The 18,171-nt window shown below is 67.6% G+C and carries 33 protein-coding genes; 19 read left to right on the top strand and 14 right to left on the bottom strand.

The genetic code is table 11. The annotated features are described in order from the left end of the window. Positions 1-6: 6 nt before the first annotated feature. The 7 genes from FA702_RS01125 to FA702_RS01095 form a co-directional block, all read right to left on the bottom strand. On the bottom strand, positions 7-261 hold the full coding sequence (locus FA702_RS01125) for a hypothetical protein (protein ID WP_136954668.1): 255 nt from the start codon (positions 259-261) through the stop codon (positions 7-9). A gap of 11 nt (positions 262-272) precedes the next feature. Beyond that, positions 273-776, bottom strand: coding sequence for a P27 family phage terminase small subunit (locus tag FA702_RS01120; protein ID WP_136954667.1), 504 nt, complete (start codon positions 774-776; stop codon positions 273-275). A gap of 211 nt (positions 777-987) precedes the next feature. After that, complete coding sequence (locus tag FA702_RS01115) at positions 988-1,197, bottom strand: HNH endonuclease signature motif containing protein (RefSeq protein ID WP_136954666.1); 210 nt, start codon at positions 1,195-1,197, stop codon at positions 988-990. 109 nt (positions 1,198-1,306) lie between these two features. Then, the gene (locus tag FA702_RS01110) at positions 1,307-1,516 is read right to left on the bottom strand and encodes a hypothetical protein (protein ID WP_136954665.1); all 210 of its coding nucleotides are present in this window, start codon (positions 1,514-1,516) and stop codon (positions 1,307-1,309) included. 29 nt (positions 1,517-1,545) lie between these two features. Beyond that, positions 1,546-2,067, bottom strand: a complete 522-nt coding sequence (locus FA702_RS01105) for a host-nuclease inhibitor Gam family protein (protein ID WP_136954664.1) — start codon at positions 2,065-2,067, stop codon at positions 1,546-1,548. Continuing rightward, positions 2,064-2,255 carry a hypothetical protein gene (locus FA702_RS01100; protein WP_136954663.1) on the bottom strand — a complete coding sequence of 64 codons (192 nt, stop codon included), beginning with the start codon at positions 2,253-2,255 and terminating at the stop codon, positions 2,064-2,066. Before FA702_RS01100 ends, FA702_RS01105 begins: the two co-directional genes overlap by 4 nt. Beyond that, entirely contained in the window at positions 2,255-2,449 is a 195-nt protein-coding gene (locus FA702_RS01095; RefSeq protein WP_136954662.1) for a hypothetical protein, read from the bottom strand. The genes FA702_RS01100 and FA702_RS01095 overlap by 1 nt, the downstream gene beginning before the upstream one ends. A 169-nt stretch (positions 2,450-2,618) precedes the next feature. On the opposite strand from FA702_RS01095, the gene FA702_RS23080 reads away from it, so the two are divergent. Continuing rightward, on the top strand, positions 2,619-3,683 hold the full coding sequence (locus FA702_RS23080) for an SOS response-associated peptidase family protein (protein WP_255504659.1): 1,065 nt from the start codon (positions 2,619-2,621) through the stop codon (positions 3,681-3,683). Between the two features lie 9 nt (positions 3,684-3,692). Here the strand turns inward: FA702_RS23080 and FA702_RS01085 are convergent, their stop codons facing one another. After that, entirely contained in the window at positions 3,693-4,361 is a 669-nt protein-coding gene (locus FA702_RS01085) for a hypothetical protein (RefSeq protein ID WP_136954661.1), read from the bottom strand. Beyond that, the gene (locus tag FA702_RS01080; protein WP_168195966.1) at positions 4,294-4,761 is read right to left on the bottom strand and encodes a LexA family transcriptional regulator; all 468 of its coding nucleotides are present in this window, start codon (positions 4,759-4,761) and stop codon (positions 4,294-4,296) included. The genes FA702_RS01085 and FA702_RS01080 overlap by 68 nt, the downstream gene beginning before the upstream one ends. 93 nt (positions 4,762-4,854) lie before the next feature. On the opposite strand from FA702_RS01080, the gene FA702_RS01075 reads away from it, so the two are divergent. Continuing rightward, positions 4,855-5,523: a hypothetical protein gene (locus FA702_RS01075; RefSeq protein ID WP_136954659.1), complete on the top strand. Its 669-nt coding sequence runs from the start codon at positions 4,855-4,857 to the stop codon at positions 5,521-5,523. Between the two features lie 65 nt (positions 5,524-5,588). Here the strand turns inward: FA702_RS01075 and FA702_RS01070 are convergent, their stop codons facing one another. Genes FA702_RS01070 through FA702_RS01060 form a run of 3 tightly spaced genes read right to left on the bottom strand, consistent with a single transcriptional unit; the run spans position 5,589 to position 6,754 of the window. Further along, positions 5,589-5,993 carry a hypothetical protein gene (locus FA702_RS01070; protein ID WP_136954658.1) on the bottom strand — a complete coding sequence of 135 codons (405 nt, stop codon included), beginning with the start codon at positions 5,991-5,993 and terminating at the stop codon, positions 5,589-5,591. Between the two features lie 15 nt (positions 5,994-6,008). Continuing rightward, on the bottom strand, positions 6,009-6,398 hold the full coding sequence (locus FA702_RS01065; RefSeq protein WP_136954657.1) for a hypothetical protein: 390 nt from the start codon (positions 6,396-6,398) through the stop codon (positions 6,009-6,011). Beyond that, positions 6,395-6,754 (bottom strand): helix-turn-helix domain-containing protein, encoded by a 360-nt coding sequence (locus FA702_RS01060; protein ID WP_168195965.1) that lies wholly within the window; start codon positions 6,752-6,754, stop codon positions 6,395-6,397. Before FA702_RS01060 ends, FA702_RS01065 begins: the two co-directional genes overlap by 4 nt. Positions 6,755-6,870: 116 nt before the next feature. Here FA702_RS01060 and FA702_RS01055 point away from each other — a divergent pair, with 116 nt between their 5' ends. The 16 genes from FA702_RS01055 to FA702_RS00985 all read left to right on the top strand — a co-directional run bounded on the left by FA702_RS01055 (position 6,871) and on the right by FA702_RS00985 (position 14,684). Beyond that, positions 6,871-7,221 carry a YdaS family helix-turn-helix protein gene (locus FA702_RS01055; RefSeq protein ID WP_136954655.1) on the top strand — a complete coding sequence of 117 codons (351 nt, stop codon included), beginning with the start codon at positions 6,871-6,873 and terminating at the stop codon, positions 7,219-7,221. Positions 7,222-7,321: 100 nt separating this feature from the next. Beyond that, entirely contained in the window at positions 7,322-7,792 is a 471-nt protein-coding gene (locus FA702_RS01050; RefSeq protein ID WP_136954654.1) for a hypothetical protein, read from the top strand. Positions 7,793-7,979: 187 nt separating this feature from the next. Continuing rightward, entirely contained in the window at positions 7,980-8,366 is a 387-nt protein-coding gene (locus FA702_RS01045) for a hypothetical protein (protein WP_136954653.1), read from the top strand. A 2-nt stretch (positions 8,367-8,368) separates the two neighbouring features. Continuing rightward, positions 8,369-8,500: a hypothetical protein gene (locus FA702_RS23075; RefSeq protein ID WP_255504658.1), complete on the top strand. Its 132-nt coding sequence runs from the start codon at positions 8,369-8,371 to the stop codon at positions 8,498-8,500. Beyond that, positions 8,493-8,729: a DUF2312 domain-containing protein gene (locus FA702_RS01040; RefSeq protein ID WP_136954652.1), complete on the top strand. Its 237-nt coding sequence runs from the start codon at positions 8,493-8,495 to the stop codon at positions 8,727-8,729. Before FA702_RS23075 ends, FA702_RS01040 begins: the two co-directional genes overlap by 8 nt. Further along, positions 8,729-9,346, top strand: a complete 618-nt coding sequence (locus FA702_RS01035) for a hypothetical protein (protein ID WP_136954651.1) — start codon at positions 8,729-8,731, stop codon at positions 9,344-9,346. Before FA702_RS01040 ends, FA702_RS01035 begins: the two co-directional genes overlap by 1 nt. A gap of 111 nt (positions 9,347-9,457) precedes the next feature. Then, positions 9,458-9,862 (top strand): hypothetical protein, encoded by a 405-nt coding sequence (locus tag FA702_RS01030; protein WP_136954650.1) that lies wholly within the window; start codon positions 9,458-9,460, stop codon positions 9,860-9,862. Next, a complete protein-coding gene (locus tag FA702_RS01025) occupies positions 9,859-10,173 on the top strand; it encodes a hypothetical protein (RefSeq protein ID WP_136954649.1) in 315 nt (104 codons plus the stop codon). The genes FA702_RS01030 and FA702_RS01025 overlap by 4 nt, the downstream gene beginning before the upstream one ends. After that, complete coding sequence (locus FA702_RS01020) at positions 10,166-11,206, top strand: DUF5131 family protein (protein ID WP_136954648.1); 1,041 nt, start codon at positions 10,166-10,168, stop codon at positions 11,204-11,206. The genes FA702_RS01025 and FA702_RS01020 overlap by 8 nt, the downstream gene beginning before the upstream one ends. Next, complete coding sequence (locus FA702_RS01015) at positions 11,196-11,435, top strand: hypothetical protein (RefSeq protein ID WP_136954647.1); 240 nt, start codon at positions 11,196-11,198, stop codon at positions 11,433-11,435. The genes FA702_RS01020 and FA702_RS01015 overlap by 11 nt, the downstream gene beginning before the upstream one ends. Then, positions 11,428-11,676 carry a hypothetical protein gene (locus tag FA702_RS01010; protein ID WP_136954646.1) on the top strand — a complete coding sequence of 83 codons (249 nt, stop codon included), beginning with the start codon at positions 11,428-11,430 and terminating at the stop codon, positions 11,674-11,676. Before FA702_RS01015 ends, FA702_RS01010 begins: the two co-directional genes overlap by 8 nt. A gap of 151 nt (positions 11,677-11,827) precedes the next feature. Further along, a complete protein-coding gene (locus FA702_RS01005) occupies positions 11,828-12,133 on the top strand; it encodes a hypothetical protein (protein ID WP_136954645.1) in 306 nt (101 codons plus the stop codon). After that, complete coding sequence (locus tag FA702_RS01000; RefSeq protein WP_136954644.1) at positions 12,130-12,771, top strand: J domain-containing protein; 642 nt, start codon at positions 12,130-12,132, stop codon at positions 12,769-12,771. Before FA702_RS01005 ends, FA702_RS01000 begins: the two co-directional genes overlap by 4 nt. Next, positions 12,764-13,291, top strand: a complete 528-nt coding sequence (locus tag FA702_RS00995; RefSeq protein WP_136954643.1) for a hypothetical protein — start codon at positions 12,764-12,766, stop codon at positions 13,289-13,291. Before FA702_RS01000 ends, FA702_RS00995 begins: the two co-directional genes overlap by 8 nt. Beyond that, positions 13,288-14,493, top strand: coding sequence for a hypothetical protein (locus FA702_RS00990; protein WP_136954642.1), 1,206 nt, complete (start codon positions 13,288-13,290; stop codon positions 14,491-14,493). Before FA702_RS00995 ends, FA702_RS00990 begins: the two co-directional genes overlap by 4 nt. Further along, positions 14,490-14,684, top strand: a complete 195-nt coding sequence (locus FA702_RS00985) for an AlpA family transcriptional regulator (RefSeq protein WP_210417572.1) — start codon at positions 14,490-14,492, stop codon at positions 14,682-14,684. Before FA702_RS00990 ends, FA702_RS00985 begins: the two co-directional genes overlap by 4 nt. Before the next feature lie 175 nt (positions 14,685-14,859). Here the strand turns inward: FA702_RS00985 and FA702_RS00980 are convergent, their stop codons facing one another. Then, a complete protein-coding gene (locus FA702_RS00980; protein ID WP_136954641.1) occupies positions 14,860-16,893 on the bottom strand; it encodes an NADPH-dependent 2,4-dienoyl-CoA reductase in 2,034 nt (677 codons plus the stop codon). Between the two features lie 77 nt (positions 16,894-16,970). Here FA702_RS00980 and FA702_RS00975 point away from each other — a divergent pair, with 77 nt between their 5' ends. Then, on the top strand, positions 16,971-17,591 hold the full coding sequence (locus tag FA702_RS00975; protein ID WP_168195964.1) for a TetR/AcrR family transcriptional regulator: 621 nt from the start codon (positions 16,971-16,973) through the stop codon (positions 17,589-17,591). Positions 17,592-17,595: 4 nt separating this feature from the next. Here the strand turns inward: FA702_RS00975 and FA702_RS00970 are convergent, their stop codons facing one another. Then, the gene (locus tag FA702_RS00970; protein WP_136954639.1) at positions 17,596-18,168 is read right to left on the bottom strand and encodes a TetR/AcrR family transcriptional regulator; all 573 of its coding nucleotides are present in this window, start codon (positions 18,166-18,168) and stop codon (positions 17,596-17,598) included. Positions 18,169-18,171: the final 3 nt, after the last annotated feature.

The following is an 18,171-nucleotide window of genomic DNA, read 5'->3' as shown; positions in this document are numbered from 1 at the left end:
ATCGAACTAGGCGGCGCGGCGATGCTTTCGGCGCACTCGCTTTCCGATGGTGTTGCGGTTCGGCTTCCGCGCACGGTGCGCCTGCGGCCCCTTCGAACGGTACCGACCCGTCTTTGCGCGGCGTGCCGTCGATCGACGTTCGACCACCACCGCCGGCGCCATCAAGTCCACGCCGGCAAGGGCTGGCTCGATCGGCAACATCAGGACCGGGCTGGCGAGCGCGAAGATCATGGCTCCCAGCAGGGCGCGCGGGTGAAGCATCGGTGTCTCCTTCAGAAGTCGTCGAAGGCGCCGGCCTGCGGCTTGTGGCCGCTAGCGATCCGCAACGCGGCGGCGGGGTTGAGCATCAGCTCGGCGATGAGCGATTGCGCCTGGCGCATCGCGTCCGACAGCATGGCCACTTCCGGCCGCGCTCGGATCAGTCGGGTGACGATCGTCACGTCGCCGATCTTCTTCGCCGATTCCGTGTGGTAGACGTCGCCTTCCACTTCGAGCACGGCCTGGTAGCGCTGGATCTGCTCCAGGCGCAGCGCCAGCAGCGCGACGTGTTCGGCATAGTGCGGGCTCGATCGACCTTCCGCCTCAAGCATTCCCGCGATCGAGCGGAAATGCAGCTGCGCCAGGTCGCTCAGGTGCAGCGGCGCGATCATCGGGGCCTCTGGCGCCGGCGTGCCGATCGCGTTCTCGCGGTCGGCCCTGGTCGTGCCGGCCAGCGCCTTCAGCGCCGGGTCCTTCCGCTTCCGTCCAGATCCCGGCCGGGCGCCGCCTTTGCTCATGCGTCACCCCATTTTCGCCCAATTCGGCCTAAATCGTGGCGTTCAAGGGCCAAAGGGAGCGATCGCCGCGCAATTCAGCGCAGTGAACTTTTCCCCTTTGATATCGCCCACACAAAAATTTGTTTGGTGGTCGGTGTCCGGCCAGTCGGCCGGTTTGTTTTGACCCCTCCCCCCTGCCGTTCAGCTTGGAGGTGGGTTTCATGAACGGCCGTCAGGACCGCCGGCGAGCCTCGGCGCGCTCGGCCTTCGACTTGGCCTCGTGGCACGGCGTGCACAGGGCCTGCTTGTTTGCCCGGTCGTCCCGGCCGCCCCAGGCCAGCGGCACCACGTGGTCGACCTCGTCGCTCGCCACCTGCAGCCCGCGTTCGAGGCAGACCCGGCAGAACGGCTCCTCGGCCAGCACCGCAGCGCGATCGCGCATGCCAGCCCGCCCGCGCTTGCGTCGATCGACAACCGCGCCCTGCGCTGCCCATGGCTTCGACGAGCGCGCACCAGGCGCACGAAAGACAGGAGGCTGTTGCGCCACGCGCTCAGCCTACCACGACACCCAGGGCCACGAGGTCTGCCTCCACAGCGCGCAGCCGCTTGCGCAGCTCGCCCAGCACGATCGACTGCACCAGGCCATGCATGACGTCGTCCTGCAACTCGCCGTCGATCAGCAATCGCCATGCGTCGCCAAGCACCTGCTGCCGCTCGATGCATCGGATCTCGCCGAGCAAGCGCATGCGCTCGTCATTCATTTGCTGCACCATCGGCAGCTGTGACAGCCTCACGACGCGGCCCCGGCCAGCGTGCCGCCCTGCGCCACGCGCTCCACCACGAACACCGGCTCGCCGCCCTGGCGCGAGAAGCCCAGCGCCTTCAGCTCGTCCGCACGCTTGCCGTCCAGCGCGGTAAGGATGGCCTTGCGATCGAGCGACGTGGTCACGCGCAACAGCGCCTTGGCCCAGCGCAGGCCCTGCAGGTCCGCCTTGGCCTGGTCCTCGTCCTTCACGCCCAGCGAGAAGCGGCCCGCCTTCGTGCCAACGGTGCAGCCGCCCAGCACGGTGGACTTGCGCTTGCCGCCCGTCAGCTCGGCCGCGTTGGCGGTCCACCACGGCTCCAGCTTTTCGCGGATCACGGCCCGCTCCAGCAGCAGCGGCTCGAGCTGGCTATCGGCATCGGTGTTCGCGCGGGCGATCGCGGCATTGCGCGCCGTCTCGGTCGCTTCGATCATGCTCTCGATCGTGGCGAAGCGCTCGAGCATGCTGATCGCCGCGCTGGTCGATCGTGGCGTGCGATGTCCGCTCATCCTGTCACCGTTCCCGAAATGTCGAGGAGCAGCGCGTCAAGCTGCGTCTGCCGCCTCAGTTGAAGTTCGGCCAGCCGGCCCGCCTCGATCTCACTGATGACCTGGCACAGCAGGCGCTTGGTCACGCGCACTTCCGCCATGTCGTCGTCACCGGCGGCAATCCGGCGCAGTTTCACGACGTCGATCATCACCGGCTCCGGAAGGCCGCGCGCAGATCCGCGGCGATGCCCTGCGCCCGTTCCTCGAGCGCATCGAACTGTGCCGGCCCACGCACGCCGCCGGCCACTTCGCTGCACAATGTGTCGAATTGGTCGCGAAGCTGGTCGAGCTTCACCAGGAGGCTTGGCGGATCAATCCACCGAAACGCTTTGGGGGCCGTCACATCGTCGTCTCCGGCACATGAAAAAGCCCGCTGACCGGTCGGGTCGCGGGCTCCAGATGCAATTGTGGCGGGGTCGTTTTTGGCCGAATGGTGGCCGTTTCGGCAGGGTCGTTTTTGTACCGGTTTACGTCCGGCTGCATTTGTTCTCATATTGTTCTAAGCTGGACGGATGCGACTCAGCCCTCTTGCCCGGCATCACGGCCGCCTGGTCACGCTCGCCCTGGCGGAGCTCGAGGACGCGCGCGCCCGTGCCTGGCATGGCGAATGCGAACGCACGCGCGGCCAGCGCCTGGCGCTTGCCGTTCTCGCGGATGCCGGCATCGCCGATCAATGGCAGGCCCGCGCCTATTGGGATCTGCTGGCCTACGAAGGATTGCCCGGGGAACAGGAAACGGACGCGCGCTACACCGTTCACACCCGGCTGACCGGTTTGCTGCGCGATTGGCGCTATCGGGCAATGCTGCCGGATGACGATCTGCTCCGCGTCGGCAGTCTGATGCGGCGCTATGCGCCCGATCTTGATCTGCAATCGGGAACGGATCAGCATCCCTGCATGTGCAACCGCTATGAGCAGCTCGAGCTGGATCTCGTCGTTGCCGATTACGACGCGGAACCGGTGCGCCCGATGAACGGCGGCCCGCCGATCGTCCATCCGCGCGATACGGGAACCGTCGTGCGCGTCCAGGACGGCCGCCGCGTCGTCGATGCGATGTCCTGGGGCTTTCCCGTCTATGTCCGGGGCCGGATCGGGCGCAGCGGCCAGCAGCTGAAGCCGCGCCCGGTTAACAACGCCCGGTTCGATAAGCTCGCCGGATTCTGGAAGCGCTGGGCCGTCAATCCCGTGAACCGCTGCCTCATGCCAGTGCGCCGCTTTGCCGAGGCAGCGGGAAACCCGGGCATGATGACCACCACCTGGATCGCGCACCGCGATCACCGCTCCATGGCATGGGCGGCGATCTGGACGGACGATTCGGAATGGGGGCCGGTCTATTCCGGCGTCACCACCGCCAACGCGCCCCAGCTGCAGGACATCCACGATCGCTGCCCGCTGCTGCTAGATCCGGAGGAGTGGGACGCCTGGCTTACCCTGCCGTTCGACCAGCTCGGCCGCTTCGATCGGCCCTACCCCGCCGATCGGCTCGTCATCGATCGCACCGCCGATCTCTGGTCGGCCAAAAGCCGCGCCCCCGCGATTCGCGGTCCGGGCATGGCGCCACCGTCGACCGGCGAATAGGCGCCGCGATCAGTGCAGCCCGATATGCGCGATGGTCAGCGCCTCGTCGTCCACTTCGCGGCACACCGTACCGAACTCGCCACGCCACAGCGCCAGCGCGTCGCACAGCAGCTTGCGCGCGCGCCGCACGTGGATTCGGTGGCGCCGGGCGACAACGGTCACGCCCATATCGTGCGCGATCAGGTCCAGCACCGCCGCCGGTGCGATCCGCGTCCCGCCCCGGCCGGCGCAGATCTCGGGCAACCGGGCTCGCCAGCGCGAATAGGCCATCTCGCGCCGCACCCAGCCCAGCCGCTCCAGGAACAGCGCGTCGCTCGCGCGCGATTTGTCCACCCGCGTTTCGAAGCTGGCGGTCTGGATCGTCGCATCGCGGCCGATCCGTTCATGCACCGCCGCGATCTCCAGCGCGATGCCCAGCTCGTCGGCCGAAAGCGCGCCCGACTGGAACAGGCGCGCCAGCGCGCCTGTGCGCGATCGCGCCACGTGGGCATGCGTCTGCACGGTGCCATAAGGTTTGTGGCCGAACCGCTCGCGCGCCTCGCGCCGCTCCTTGCGCAGCGCGCGCTCGGCGGCGGCGATTTCGGGATGGCGCTGCGCCCAGGCGGACCGGCTACGGCTGCGCCGTGCTTCGGCGATCTGGCCCGCCGTCGGGTTCCCTGCTTTCGCTGCCTTGCCCATGCGCCGGATCGTAATCGAGCACCGGCCCGGCCAGCAGGGTCGCATTTGTGCCGGTTTCGCCATCGGGCGGCATCACCGTCCACCCCAGCGCGGCCAGCACGCGCAGCGCGCTGGCGCGATCGTCGGGCAGCGACAGCCCGCGCCCGCCCGGGCGGCGCAGCAGCAGCCCCTCGGCCGCCAGCCGCTTCACCGCGCGGCGCACCCGGCTGCGGTGGGCGTTCACGCCGGCGGCGATCTCGCCATAGCTCGGGCTTGCGCCCCACCGGCGGATATAATCGCGCACGAACCGCAGCACGAGCAGCCGGGTGCTGGCGATCTCCGGCGCCAGCCGCAAGGGCACGGGATCGCCCCCGCCATCACCATCCATGGCGCGATCGCCGCCCCCCACGGCCACGTTCATAAAACCGCCCCCGGACATGAACGGAACATAGCAGGAATCTCAAAAGGATGGTAGTTCCGCCCGGTCCGCATGCGTTTCGGAAAGGCGCGCCGCATGGATGATCGATTGCTCAACCTTCCCTGGCAGATCCAGCTGGCGCTCGGGACGGGCTATTTCGCTTACCTGATCGCCTGCTTCGGCATGCGCGATCACCACAAGCCGGCGGATGTTACGTTCGGCACCATGGCATTCGGGCTATGCGCGGCGGCCGTGCTCGCGCTGCCCGGTTTCCATGGCTGGCCACGCGTCATTGCCGCCGGTCTCGCCCCGATACTGGCGGCGCTGCTCTGGCGCCTGTGGCTCGATGATGCCCTGCGCCGCCTCGCCCGCGCTATCAACCTCAGCTGGTCGGATGATACGCCCAGCGCCTGGTACCGCGTCACCCAAACCAACCGCCGGCACTATGTCACGCAGATCACCGTGTTCCTCGATGATGGTTCGGTGCTGTGTTGCAGGGATGCCCGGCAATTTGCCAAGGCGCCCTACGGCCCCTGCGTCCTCGGCGCCAATGGCGATATCGCGTTCTATGTCACGCACGCCGAGCGGCCGGACTCGGGCTGTTTCATTGAGCGTACCGGCGTCCGCAACCCTTGGTACGGCGACGATATGACCTATGTCCCCGCCAGCCGCATCCGCGAAATGCGCATTCGGATGCTCGATGGCCCTACCGGCTCGGCTCCGGCGGCGGCGGAGCCTCCGGCGGCGGAGGCGGAGGCGCTTTAGGCTGGATCGACCGGCGTTCCCAATCCGGGTCTGGTACGTTCTGCTGGTCGGTCATTTTCGCCCCCTTATACCCCGCGCGAACCGCGCGTTGATTCCCGCAGCACCGTCACAACATGCCCGGCCGTCGCCAGCACCACGCCGATCACCGCCAGCGCCAGCCCGGCCTCGAACACCATCGCCCGGCGCGAGATCGCGTCCATGTTTGCGATGCCGTCGTACCCCGGCGCGGAGATATCCATGGCCAGCGATCCGATTGTCATGGCAACGCCCGCCACAAGCATGAGCCAGCCGGTCGGCGTCAGGGCGCTGCCTGGTGCTTGTGGCCTGAGCTCATCAGCGGGGCCGAGCTCGAGGCCGGGCCGCTCGTCTGAAACGGGGTCCGCATCGTTCACCTTGAACACGTAAACCCAAACAAAGATGATCGCGGCGAACACGACGACCAATACGACAATGATCTGCCCTGCGTTCATTACCGGTCCAGTCGCCTACAAGACTTTTTCGCCGCTGCCGGCGGCCCAGCGGTTCCATTCATTGGTGAAGCAGGTTTTTGCGATGTTCCTCGTGATATTCGTTGCGCTGGCCGCGCTGTAAGGGCGCCGATAGAGGACCCGCGCGTAGGATTTGCCGGCATCCTCGTGAAACTCTATCGTGAGATAATTGGGTCCGGATAGTCCTAGCGCGCCAACGGACCAATCCACTGCCACCCCGTCGGGAATGGCATAACTAGTCGCCCGACCTGCTCGGGCCAGGGCGCGCGTTGTGCATGCACCAGCGGCAACGGCACTGGTGTCGAGTTCAATCCGTTCGATCGCTACCCGGTACGGGGCCTTTGTATCAACTACGGCTCCGGCAGCGAGAAGCATCAACGCGATCATTGGCCCTGCCCCCGGAACTGCCGCTGAGGCGAATGAACGGCCGATGGCGACTCGGGTGCGAACGACGTGCTGGCCAGCGCAATCATCAACTCACGAACGGCGTTGCGCTCCTTCGCGCTGAGATCGTGGATCAGGTTGAGCCACTCCCGGTCCTCCGCCGAACACGCCAAATCGGATGCATCTGGGGATGGATCGTCAATTTCGCCTGTCAGGTACTCGGGCGTTGTTTGCAGTTCGCGGGCGATCTTGGTCAGCGATCGGGAAGTCTGTGAATTTCCACGAATTAGCGAGTTCATCGTGCTTTGGCGCACGCCGACACGCCGTGCCAGCTCGGCTTGCGACATGCCGATTTCCACGCGTCTCCGCTCGATTCGCTCCCCGAGGTTCATGCCGCTTTATCTAACGAAACCCCGTTAGCCGGCACTTCGATTTGTCTATTGATCATCTAACGTCATTCCGTTATTCAAACGGCATGGCGTTAGAACACGAATCAGATTCGGCACTGGCGATCGCGGTTCGCGCCGTTGGATCGCAAAGTGCGTTCGGTCGTTTGCTCGGGAAGCGTCAATCAGTCGTCTTTGGCTGGTTGCGTGACGCGCGCCCTCTCCCCGCCGAACACGTCCTGAAGGTCGAGCAGGCCACCGGCGTATCCCGGCACGATTTGCGCCCGGACATCTATCCGCGCGACGACGCCGCCCCTTCCAGTTCAACGCCCGGTCCGACGCACCATCCACGGTCCTTCGGGTCGTACCCGGGCACGGCGCCGGCTGCGGAGTCTCCCTCCGCCGTCGGCGCCACCTCGGGCGCGGGGAATCGGCCGTGACGCGCGCGTTGATCTCTGCTGCCATGCGCCCCGCTATCACCGCGCTGGCCGCGCATATGCTGCAATCGCGTACAGCCCCTGCAGCGCGGGGTGACCGCGCATGACGCTGCACCGCCCGCCCCTTTCCATCGATGCCGGCCTCGCCCGCATCGCCGGGCAGCTGCCCGATGGCTGGGCGGGCATGGCGCAGGCGGTCGAGCGGAGCGAGAGCCTGGTGCGCGCCTGGGGCCAGCCGGGCCGCCGCGAACGCATCCCGCTCGAGGACGCGATCCGCCTCGATCTGGCCTACCGCGCCGCCGGCGGCACGGGCGCCCCGCTCTATGAGACTTATGGCGCCATGCTCGATGCCGCGGGCGTCATGGCCTTTGCCGACGAAATCGCGCTCGGGCGCCATGCGGCGCTGATGATCAAGGAAACTGCCGAGGCCAACGCGGCGGCGATCATCGCCGCGCAGCCCGGCCGCACCGACAAGGACCGCCGGCAGGCCATGCAGGAAGTCGAGGAGGCGATCGCCGTCCTCCACCGCACCCGCGTTCTCCTGGGCGGGCCATCGGCGACCGGCCCCCCGTAAGCGACCCTGCCGAGCGCGCGACCCCGCGCAAGGCCCCGCACCTGTGGGGCGGGCGGACACCCGGCTGAGTTCATCCCGTCCGAAGCCGCCGCCCGCCCCGCTTTTTTCTCGATCGATCCGCCGCTTCGGCCGCGCTCGCGCGCTTGCCGATGCGGCTTTCTGCTGCCCGCTTTCCGGAGCCCATCTGATGACCACGCCCGGCCAGTACCTGCGCCTATGCCGCGAGGCGACGAAATGGAGCGAACGGCAGATCGCCGAACGCCTCTGCGCCCTGCCCGAAGCGCGCGTCGTCACCCCGGCGCTGATCGTCCAGCTCGCCTGGCGCCTGCACCAGGCCGAGGAGGATCAGGCCTCGCTCACGAGCTATCAGGCCGCCCTGGTCGAGCGCGTCCTGCCCGGCTTCACGGCGACCACCTATCGGGAGATCTGGCTTGCGCACCTGCAGGCCGCCACCATGGCCTCGCGCCGCGCCTCGATGGATCGCTTCGAGGCCCGTGTCGCCGAAGACATCCGCGCCGCCGTGGAGCGCATGTTCACCGAAGCTTTCGCCAAGCCCTCCAGGAGCGCGCGCTGATCATGCGCCGCCACGAGGACACCGACCACCGTTTCCGCCTCGGCGTCGGCCTGCTGCTGCTCGGCGCCGTCATCTGCCTTGTCGCCGCGATCGCCATCGGCGCCGGCGCTATCGGAGCATCCCCCCATGGCTGAAGAAGCGAACGATCGCCTGCGCCTGCTCATCGAACGGATCGAACGGCTCGAGGAGGAAAAGAAGGGCCTCAACGACGACATCAAGGATGTCTACAACGAGGGCAAGGCCGTCGGGTACGACGCCAAAATCATGCGCCAGATCGTCCGGCTTCGGAAGATGAAGCCCGACGATCGGCGCGAGATGGAAGCGGTCCTCGAAACCTACAAAGCCGCGCTGGGGCTGGGCTGATGGGCTGGCTCCGCTTCCTTTCGTTCGGCCGCCGGTCCGGCAAAAGCGCCAGCGGCGCGGAACGCCCGCCCTGCGACGACTGGCACCCGGGCGACCACGCCATCTGCGTGGGCGAAGGCCCCTGGTGCAATGAGTTCACACGGTGCCCATCACCAGGTCCGCAAGGGAACGAAGTCAACCGCGTCGCAGCGGTGAAAGTCGGCGAGGGGCACGCTTGCGCGCGCTACTACCTACAGTTCGCCCGCTTTCCGGGCAGCTGGTTTGCCGCGCACCACTTCCGCAAGCTTACCCCGCGCGCGGACAGCGCGATCGCCGCCGACGCCGCCTTCCTGTCGGAACTCCGCGAGCGCCTCGCGCCAGCCCCGGCCCATCATCCCGTTTCGGATCGGTCCACCATACCATCGCGGTGGGTTTTTGTTTCCCGGTCCGGAAATGGCGCTCCGCCCTGTCGCGTATCCCTGGCGCGGCAGGGCGGGGTCGCCGCCTTTGTTCACACGCTCTCGGCCGAGGACTGGCGCGAAATGGCCGCGCTGTGCGTGGTCATGCCGGCCCTGGCCAGCGCCGTTACGATCGCCGCCATGATGCTCGCGCCGATCCTGTCGGGAGTGCCGGCATGAAGCACACGCTGTGGGCCTTCGCCGTCCGCTTTCCCGACCTTTCCATCGTCCTCGCGCTATGCGCCGCCGCCTGCCTGGGCGTGGCGCTGGCCCTTGCGGGAGTCTGAAACCGTGGTCCAGCCCGTCACCGAAACCAGCCTGCCCCATGGCGATTACGCCATCGTCGAGGCGCTCGGCCATCGCACCTATGCCGGCCGGGTCGCCGAGGTCGAACGCTTCGGCGCAAAGATGCTGCAGATCGAGCCGCTTTACCGCGACTGGCTGCTCGATCCGCTCTTTCTCAGCGGCGCCGCGCTCTACCAGTTCACGCCCTGCACGCCCGCGGCCGCATGGTCCCGGCGCGCGACGGCGGAATACGATCTTCCCTCCAGCGTGGCGGTCGGCCTTCCCGAACCCGCCGCGCCCGATTGGCCGCCTGCCTTCCTCAGCAATTGCATGGTTTCGGCCGGCGAATTTCGAGAGCGAATTCACCAGCACAGCTGGGCCGGTGATGAAATCGCGGGAGACGGCGCGTGAAGCCACAATCTCCACGCACCGACGAACGGATCGTCTACGGCGCACGCTGCACCTGGTGGGACGGCATTGGCGCTATCGGGCATATTCCTGGAACAGGAAGTCCCTTTAACCCCCGGGGTATTCCGGGTTGCCCACACTGCGTCAGTCCGTTGTTTGAAATGGAAAACGAGGCGGCGTGGTGGGAGGGCGTCGATCGCTACAAGGCCGCCGGTCATCCGGGATATCGGGCGATGATCGAATGGGCGCGCGGCAAATGCTTTCCCAACATGGCAGCGCTTGTCCGCGCATACGAGACGCGGACCGATGGCTGACGGCACCGCGATCGAATGGGCCGACGCCACGATCAACGCGATCAGCGGATGCCTGCCGGCCTCGCCCGGCTGCACCAACTGCTTTGCGTCGACCGCGGGCCAGCGCCGCCGCCCGAACCATCCGGTCAACGGCCTCACCCGCCCGGCCAAGGCCGACGATCCGGCATCGCACCACGTCTGGACCGGCGCGATCCGGCTGAACGAGGAATGGCTGGTCAAGCCGCTGCGCTGGTCCCGCCCGCGCCGGATCTTCTGGAACGCCCATGGCGATCCGTTCTTCGAGCGCGTTCCCTATGAATGGGTCGATCGCGAGCTCGCCGTCGCGGCCCTCACCCCGCACCACGTCCACATGCTGCTCACCAAGCGCACCGCCCGCATGCGCCGCTACTTCGCGATGCCGGGCACGCCCGAGCGCATTCTCGAGGCAGCCAAGTCCCTCCCCGCCCCCTTCGGCCGCCTCCCCGATCGCTGGCAATGGCCCCTGCCCAACGTGTGGCTGGGTGTCAGCGTCGAGGACCAGCCCCGCGCCGACAAACGCCGCGAGGACTTCTGCAGTGTCCCGGCAGCGGTGCGCTTCGTCAGTTACGAGCCCGCGCTTGGCCCCGTTGATTGGTCGGGCTGGGAGTTCGTCGACCAGATCATCGGCGGCGGCGAGAGCGGCCCGAACGCGCGGCCGGCGCATCCCGCCTGGTTTCAGGCAACCAACGCTTTTTGCGCGTCGAACGGCATAGCCTACTTCCACAAGCAATGGGGGGAATGGGCGCCGGTCTCGCATATGTCCGACGAGACGATCGACGCCTGCTATTGGCCTGCGCCCGAGCGGGATCCCGAAGCTAGGCGGCGCTGCAAGGTCGATCAGTGCGTCCTCCACCGCGATGGCCAGCGCTTCGACGGAGAGGCGATGTTCCGACGCCCGGCGTTCGAACAAGGCGCCGGCGCAATGACCATGTTTCGCATCGGCAAGAAGCGCGCCGGCCGCCTGCTCGATGGCGTCGAACACAGCGCCTTTCCGGAGCCCCGCCATGGCCTGTGAAGTGGTCGAGCTTCCCGGCGGACGCCGCGCGATCGTCTGCGGCCCGCGCCAGCCGCGCCGGAAGTGCCAGTGCGGCAACCCCGCGACGCTTGAGTGCGACTGGAAGGTACCCGCGCGCCGCTCCGGCACGTGCGACAAACCGCTGTGCCCCACCTGCACCCATGTGCCGGCGCCCGGCAAGGATCTCTGCCCCGCTCATGCCGCCATGTGGAAGGCGCGTCGTGGCTGAGGCGCGTATTCATTGTTGCGTTGGCAGCTGCCCGCGCTCGATCGGTGTCCGCGCGGCGTTGAAACGCTTCGGCCGCGTGCCGAGCGAATACATCTGCCAGCATCACTGGCGCCGGCTGTCGCGGGACGAGCGCCGCGTGTGGGCGCGCCACCAGCGCCGCCGGCGCCGCTTCGGCTGCGATGTCGCGCCAGGTGCGAGCGCGCGGATCTGGAAGCGGCTCAAGCACCGGTGCGCCGCGTGATGCCGGCCATGCTCTGCCGCTGCGCCGAATGCGCCCGCCTCGATCGCGCCTTTCCCGGCATGGGCGCGCAACTGCAGCTGCCGGTCATCTTTCCCGGCCGATCGCCGACGCCACGCGCCAGCCGGACGCCCTCACACCAAGGAACCCGACCATGACCGATGCCCGACGCCCGATCGTCGATGACCTGGCACGCCACCTGGCCAACGAAGCCTCGACCATACTCAAGCGACACATGGCGGTCATGGCGATATCAACGTCGCCGCACGAGGCTATGATGATCATGACCGCCGGCGCCGCGCAGTTCATGATCAACGCCCTCAAGATATCTGTCGCCTTGGCCGCTGCGCCGGGGCGGGAAGCGGCACTCTACGAGCAGCTCGTCCAGGTGACTTTTAACCAGATCCGCGAGGCGGCGCCGGAGTTGGTGGCGGAGATCGAGAAGGCGCGCGCGCTTTGACAGCCCGCTTTCCCCTGCACTGGCCCCACGGCCGCCCGCGCACGCCGGCGAATGAGCGACGCCGCGCCAGCTTCAACCAGAAGGTCTACAACGGCCGTTTTCACGAAACGCGCGACATCACCTTCAAGGTCGCGCTCGGGCGGCTCGATTTCGAGCTCGACCAGCTCGACGCGCACGACGTCGTCCTGTCGACCAACGTCGAGCTGCGCCTCGACGGCCGCCCGCGCGGCACAGACCGGGATCCGGCCGATCCGGGCGCGGCCTTGTGGTTCACGCTGAACGGCAAGCCGATCGCCCTCGCCTGCGATCGCTGGAATCGCGTGGCGGATAACATCTGCGCGATCGCCAAGCACATCGAGGCGATGCGCGGCATGGAGCGCTGGGGCGTCGGCAACCTCGCCATGGCGTTCACCGGATACGAGGCCCTGCCCCACCGACCCGACGCCGATGCGGCGCAGAACGACGCCTGGTGGATCGTCCTCGATGTCGATCGCGCTGCCAGCCTGGACGAGATTGACCGCGCCTGGCGCGCGAAGATGCGCACGGCGCACCCCGACCAGGGCGGCAATCCGGAACACGCCAAACGCCTGAACGCCGCGCGCGACGCCGCGCGGAAGGAGCGCACCTACCATGTCTGACCGCCCCGTCACGCTCATCGCGCCCGCGATCGGCGCGCTGATCGCCGGCACGCTCAAGCGCTTGCGCCGCCCATCCGACGGACCGATTTACCCGATCGCGCCCGGGGATCGCCTTTGGATCCGCGAACAGTTCTATCTGCCGCGGTATTATGATCACGTGTCGCCGACGCGCGCGGCCGAGCTGGGCGCCACACCGGTCTTCGCCCACGATCGCGATCTGCCCGAGTGGGCGACCGGCGGTCTCGGCCCGCGCCGCTTCGCGCGATCGCTGCCCAAGGTCTGGCACCGGCATCACCTGATCGTCACGACCGTCGTCACCGAACGCCTGCAGGCCATCACCGACGCCGAGATCGAGGCCGAAGGCCATGCCAGCCGCGAACAGTTCGCCGCCGCTTGGGACGCGGGCCTCACACTGTCCGGCGGCCCGAACCGCCGCTGGGCCGCCGATCCGCACGTCCTGGTGATCGATTTCCGGCACGTCGCCGGCCCGCTTCCCCTCGAAGAAAGGAGCTACGCATGACCAACCGCAAGGCGCCGCCCTGGACCTCGCAGGAAATCGCCATCCTGCGCGAACACTATCCCGATGGCGGCCTTGATGGCGTTGCGGACCTGCTGCCCGAACGGTCCTGGAGCGCGATCTACGTCATGGCCAACAAGCTCGGCCTGCGCACGGCCATCGTGGCGGATGCACCCGAGCCACGCCTGCGCGGCGCGGCCCTCGAGGAGGCGATCCGCCTGCGCGAGGAACAGGGATGGTCGTTCGCGCGCATCGGCGCGCATTTCGGCGTGGCAGAGGCGAGCGCTTGCAATGCGGTGCTGATCGCCCTCTGCCCGCGCAAAGGCTACCGGCCGGCCGAACGCGATTCCCACGGCAGGCTGACGCCAGCCGGCCTGGAGCGCGTGCGCTATGCCCTGAAAAAGGGCCTGAAGGGCGTGGACATCCAGCTTCGCCTCGGGGTCTCCGCCAGCTGCGTCGCCGAACAGCGCCGCCGCTACAACCGCGAGCTGCGCGCGCGTGGCAAGGCCGAACCGCCCTTGCCCGGCAATGGCGAGGCTTATTCCGGGGTCAAGCTGACGCGCGAACGGATTGCCCGGGTCGAGGCACTGTTCCTGTCGGGGCTGGGCACGTTGAAGGTGTCAGAGCGCAGCGGCGTTTCGAAGACGTCGTGCACGCGGATCCGCAATCGCCTGATCCGGCGCCTGAAGCGCAGGGGCCAGGTCCTGCCCGGGTGTGACGCCAGCGGCGCCCGCCACGTCCAGGCGGAAAGCGCGCGCAAGATCGCGCCCGAACAGCGCGAGCAGCTGGTTGCTCTCCTGAGGGATCGCGTGCCCGTTCGCCGTGCGGCCGCAATGCTCGCGATCGGCACCTGCTCCGCTTACCGAATGCGCGACGCGCTGCGCGCCGAGCTGGCCGCCCGCGGAGAGGAATTGCCGCCGCCGATCCTCCCCGGCCGCGTGCGCTCCACGCACCGCGATCCGTACTGGCCGCCGATCGGCAACAAGCAGATCTTCGCGTTCCGGGCGATGCTGGCGACGATGTCGCTGGACGAGGCCAAGGCCAAATGGCGCCGATCGCGCGCCGAGGCCGACCGCGCCGAACGCCAGCGCCCCAAGTCCTTCGCCGAACAGCTGCAGCTCGTCGAGGCCGGGAAGGTCCGCCTCGTCCAGGCCCAGCCGCGCGCGCACATGCAACCCCACATGGCACCGGGGATTGCCGCATGACCCAGCTGAGCGACACCATGCTGCGCCGCCCCGAAGTCGAGCGCCAGACGGGCCTTAGCCGGTCCTCGATCTACCGTCAGATGGACGAAGGCAGCTTTCCCCGTCCCCGCCGAATCGGCCGCAAGTCGGTCGCCTGGCTGGCGTCCGATATCGACGCCTGGAAGGCCTCTCGCCCCATCGCCGAAAATTAGTTTTCCACCGCCGCGCCCCGAAAAACCGGGGTGCGCGCGGGGGTATCCGAACCAACCTCCGCCAAAATTTCAGTTGTAGAACGGAAACTTAGCCCATGCACTTTGACCGATACTCAGGGAGCCATTTCCCCTCCTCGTGCCAGAGCGCCGGAAGGGGAAAACAGCCAAGCCGCCTTTACACCTCCATCGCCAGCTCGGTCGCCTGCCGGATCGCGCGCTTGGCGTCCAGTTCCGCCGCTTCGAAGGCGCCGCCGACTAGGTGCGAGCGGATGCCTGCCGCCGCCAGGTCATCGTGCAATCCGCGTGCCGGTTCCTGGCCGGCGCAAACGATGACGGTATCGACATCGAACAGCACCGCCTGGCCTTCGACCAGCGTATGCAGCCCGGCATCGTCGATATGCAGGTATTCGACGCCGCCCACCATGCGCACGCCCCGGCGCTGGAGCGTAAGACGATGGGTCCAGCCCGTGGTGCGGCCCAGCCCCTTGCCCACGGTGGTGGCCTTGCGCTGCATCAGCGTGACCTCGCGATCGTTGCGCGCTACGACCGGCTCCACCCCGGTCACCCCGCCGCGCGGATGATTGCGGAAATCAATGCCCCATTCGCGGGCGAACACATCGATATCGAGCGCGGCCGATGTGCCCTGGTGCGTAATCAGTTCCGCCACATCGAAGCCGATGCCGCCCGCCCCCATGATCGCCACCTTGCGGCCGACCGGTGCCCTGCCCGCGATCACGTCGATGTAGCGCACGACCTTGGAATGATCGATGCCGGGCAGATCGGGGCGGCGCGGCGCGATGCCCGTGGCGATCACGATCTCGTCGAAGCCGCCGTCCGCCAGCATCGCGGCATCGACGCGCGTACCCAGTTTCAGCGTGACCCCGTGCACATCGATCATCCGGCGAAAATAGCGCAGAGTTTCGTGGAACTCCTCCTTGCCGGGGATGCGCTTGGCGAGGTTGAACTGCCCGCCGATTTCACCCGCCGCATCGTACAACGTGACATCGTGCCCGCGCTCCGCCGCGAGCGTCGAGAAGGCGAGACCAGCAGGCCCCGCGCCGACCACCGCGATCCGCTTGCACTTTTGCGCCGGGCGCATCACGATCTCGGTTTCGCGACAGGCGCGCGCGTTGACGAGGCACGAGGTCAGCTGGCGGGTGAAGGTATGGTCGAGGCAGGCCTGGTTGCAGCCGATGCAGGTGTTGATCTCGTCCTCGCGCCCCTCGCGCGCCTTGTTGACCAGATCGGGATCGGCCAGCATTGGCCGGGCCATCGAAACGAGATCGGCATCCCCCCGCGCAAGGACGGCTTCCGCCACATCGGGCATGTTGATGCGGTTGCTGGTGATGAGCGGGATCGACAGTTCCTTGCGCAGCCGCCCGGTCACTTGCGTGAAGGCCGCGCGCGGCACCATCGTGGCGATCGTGGGCACGAAACTTTCATGCCAGCAGAAATGGGTGCTGATGACGTCGACGCCTTCGGCTTCCAGCGCCTTCGCCAGAGAGACGACCTCGTCCCACGCCAGTCCGCCCTGCAGCATGTCCATGGCGGAGATACGGAAGATCAGCAGAAAGTCCGGGCCAACCGCCACGCGCACACGTCGCACCACTTCCAGCGGAAAGCGCATCCGGTTTTCCCACGAACCGCCCCAGCGATCGGTGCGCTGGTTGGTCTTTTCGACGAGGAAGGTGGAGATCAGGTATCCCGCCGACCCGATGATCTCGGCGCCGTCGTAGCCCGCTTCCTGGGCCAGCTTCGAGCAATTAGCGAACGCGGCGATCATCTCCTCGATCCCCGCTTCGTCGAGTTCGCGCGGGACATGGGCGCCGATGCGCGATTTTACCGGCGATGGCGCGACGCAATCCGGGGTTCCGGCCAGCGGGCCGGTGTGGAGGATCTGCATGCAGATCTTCACGTCGGGATCAGCGGCGTGGACGGCATCGGTAACATGCCGGTGCAGCGGCACTTCGGACGGTTCGGATAGTTTCGCGCCAACGCCACCCGTAACGTGCGGCGCGATGCCGCCGGTGATGATCATGCCGACGCCACCCTTCACGCGATCGACGAAATAGGCGGCGAGCCGTTCGGCGGCATTCGGCACGTCTTCCAGGCCGGTGTGCATCGACCCCATGATGATCCGGTTCTTCAGCCGATGCGGGCCGATCGCCAGTTCCGAGAACACGTGCGGATAACGGACGGGTGCGTTCATGGAATCCTTCCTCCCGGATCATTGCTAAACACTGTTTAGCGTTTGCATAATAAACGCCGTTTAGTATGGCAAGGGCCATGGCCGTATCGCTGACAGAGGAACAGGTGGGCGCGGTGCGCGAACGCATCCTGCGCACGACCGAGCGCCAGATCGCGACGCGGGGCATCGACGGCACCTCGTTGCGTTCGATCGCCACGGAGATGGGCTGGACCGCCGCCTCGCTCTACCGCTATTTCGCCAACAAAGGTGAACTGCTGGCCGCCGCGCGCGCCGCCGCGCACGACCGCTTTTCGGACCGGATCGAGGCGGCCTATGCCAGCGCGGACGATCCGTGGCAGCGCTCGCGCGCGATCGGCGACGCCTATGTCGCTTTCGCCTTTACCGAGCCGGCGGCGTATCAGCTCATCTTCGCCTACAACCAGCCCGACAGCGAACGCACCGACGACCTGCGCCGCGCCGAGGCGCGTTCGCGGATGACGATGACAGGCTATGTACGCGACATGGTGGCCGAAGGACTGCTGGAAGGCGATGCAGATGCGATCGCGCAGTCCTACTGGGCGGCACTGCACGGGTTGATCGTGCTGCACATGGCGAACAAACTGGGCGACGCGCCCGGCTTCGAGCGGATGCGGCACGAAGCGGCGCGCCTCATCACGCGCGGCGCTCGCCCCCTCCTATCCCGGCAGTCGGGTGGGTAGCCCGTCAGCCTAGGGCAACGACCTCGTCCACCAGAGACTCGTCCGCCGGCACCTGTCCGTCGAGCATCAGCATGGCAAGCCCGTGGACGAGGCTCCACGCCCAGATCGAACGAACCTCGGCCGCGCGACTGTCCGGCGCGGCGCCCGCCGCCTGTGCGGCGTTGGCGCGCAGAAACGCCATCGCGTCCGTGCCATCGATGTGATCCGCCGACGGCGGAGCCGAGGTGAAGATCATGCGGAACAGCGCAGGGTTCGCCAGCGCGAAGCGGACGTAAGCCCGCCCCGTCGCGGCAAAGCCGGCCGCTCCGCCACCTGCCGCCTCAGCCGCCCGCCGTTGCGCCGCGCTGAGCCGCTCCAGCCCGTCCGCCGCGAGCGCCGCCAGCAGCGCCGCCTTGTCGGGGAAATGGCGATAGACGGAGGTCGCGCTGACTCCCACGGCGCGGGCCACCTCGCGCAGCGAGAGATCGTCCGCCGCGCGCGTTTCAAGCAAGCCCAGGCCGGCCTCGATAAGCGCCGCGCGCAGATCGCCGTGGTGGTACTTCCGATCGATGTTGACACTGTTATCATTACTCGTCATGTT

This window comes from Novosphingobium sp. EMRT-2 (genome assembly GCF_005145025.1).
Classification (GTDB): domain Bacteria; phylum Pseudomonadota; class Alphaproteobacteria; order Sphingomonadales; family Sphingomonadaceae; genus Novosphingobium.
Note: the sequence above shows the minus strand (reverse complement) of the source record. Positions and strands in the feature narration are given on the sequence as shown.

Coding starts and splice junctions, on each gene's coding strand:
- FA702_RS01125 (WP_136954668.1), bottom strand. CDS start 261: ATGCTTCACCCGCGCGCCCTGCTGGGAGCCATGATCTTCGCGCTCGCC.
- FA702_RS01120 (WP_136954667.1), bottom strand. CDS start 776: ATGAGCAAAGGCGGCGCCCGGCCGGGATCTGGACGGAAGCGGAAGGAC.
- FA702_RS01115 (WP_136954666.1), bottom strand. CDS start 1,197: ATGCGCGATCGCGCTGCGGTGCTGGCCGAGGAGCCGTTCTGCCGGGTC.
- FA702_RS01110 (WP_136954665.1), bottom strand. CDS start 1,516: ATGAATGACGAGCGCATGCGCTTGCTCGGCGAGATCCGATGCATCGAG.
- FA702_RS01105 (WP_136954664.1), bottom strand. CDS start 2,067: ATGAGCGGACATCGCACGCCACGATCGACCAGCGCGGCGATCAGCATG.
- FA702_RS01100 (WP_136954663.1), bottom strand. CDS start 2,255: ATGATCGACGTCGTGAAACTGCGCCGGATTGCCGCCGGTGACGACGAC.
- FA702_RS23080 (WP_255504659.1), top strand. CDS start 2,619: ATGCGACTCAGCCCTCTTGCCCGGCATCACGGCCGCCTGGTCACGCTC.
- FA702_RS01085 (WP_136954661.1), bottom strand. CDS start 4,361: ATGGGCAAGGCAGCGAAAGCAGGGAACCCGACGGCGGGCCAGATCGCC.
- FA702_RS01080 (WP_168195966.1), bottom strand. CDS start 4,761: ATGAACGTGGCCGTGGGGGGCGGCGATCGCGCCATGGATGGTGATGGC.
- FA702_RS01075 (WP_136954659.1), top strand. CDS start 4,855: ATGGATGATCGATTGCTCAACCTTCCCTGGCAGATCCAGCTGGCGCTC.
- FA702_RS01070 (WP_136954658.1), bottom strand. CDS start 5,993: ATGAACGCAGGGCAGATCATTGTCGTATTGGTCGTCGTGTTCGCCGCG.
- FA702_RS01065 (WP_136954657.1), bottom strand. CDS start 6,398: ATGATCGCGTTGATGCTTCTCGCTGCCGGAGCCGTAGTTGATACAAAG.
- FA702_RS01055 (WP_136954655.1), top strand. CDS start 6,871: ATGGCGTTAGAACACGAATCAGATTCGGCACTGGCGATCGCGGTTCGC.
- FA702_RS01050 (WP_136954654.1), top strand. CDS start 7,322: ATGACGCTGCACCGCCCGCCCCTTTCCATCGATGCCGGCCTCGCCCGC.
- FA702_RS01045 (WP_136954653.1), top strand. CDS start 7,980: ATGACCACGCCCGGCCAGTACCTGCGCCTATGCCGCGAGGCGACGAAA.
- FA702_RS23075 (WP_255504658.1), top strand. CDS start 8,369: ATGCGCCGCCACGAGGACACCGACCACCGTTTCCGCCTCGGCGTCGGC.
- FA702_RS01040 (WP_136954652.1), top strand. CDS start 8,493: ATGGCTGAAGAAGCGAACGATCGCCTGCGCCTGCTCATCGAACGGATC.
- FA702_RS01035 (WP_136954651.1), top strand. CDS start 8,729: ATGGGCTGGCTCCGCTTCCTTTCGTTCGGCCGCCGGTCCGGCAAAAGC.
- FA702_RS01020 (WP_136954648.1), top strand. CDS start 10,166: ATGGCTGACGGCACCGCGATCGAATGGGCCGACGCCACGATCAACGCG.
- FA702_RS01015 (WP_136954647.1), top strand. CDS start 11,196: ATGGCCTGTGAAGTGGTCGAGCTTCCCGGCGGACGCCGCGCGATCGTC.
- FA702_RS01005 (WP_136954645.1), top strand. CDS start 11,828: ATGACCGATGCCCGACGCCCGATCGTCGATGACCTGGCACGCCACCTG.
- FA702_RS00995 (WP_136954643.1), top strand. CDS start 12,764: ATGTCTGACCGCCCCGTCACGCTCATCGCGCCCGCGATCGGCGCGCTG.
- FA702_RS00990 (WP_136954642.1), top strand. CDS start 13,288: ATGACCAACCGCAAGGCGCCGCCCTGGACCTCGCAGGAAATCGCCATC.
- FA702_RS00985 (WP_210417572.1), top strand. CDS start 14,490: ATGACCCAGCTGAGCGACACCATGCTGCGCCGCCCCGAAGTCGAGCGC.
- FA702_RS00980 (WP_136954641.1), bottom strand. CDS start 16,893: ATGAACGCACCCGTCCGTTATCCGCACGTGTTCTCGGAACTGGCGATC.
- FA702_RS00975 (WP_168195964.1), top strand. CDS start 16,971: ATGGCCGTATCGCTGACAGAGGAACAGGTGGGCGCGGTGCGCGAACGC.
- FA702_RS00970 (WP_136954639.1), bottom strand. CDS start 18,168: ATGACGAGTAATGATAACAGTGTCAACATCGATCGGAAGTACCACCAC.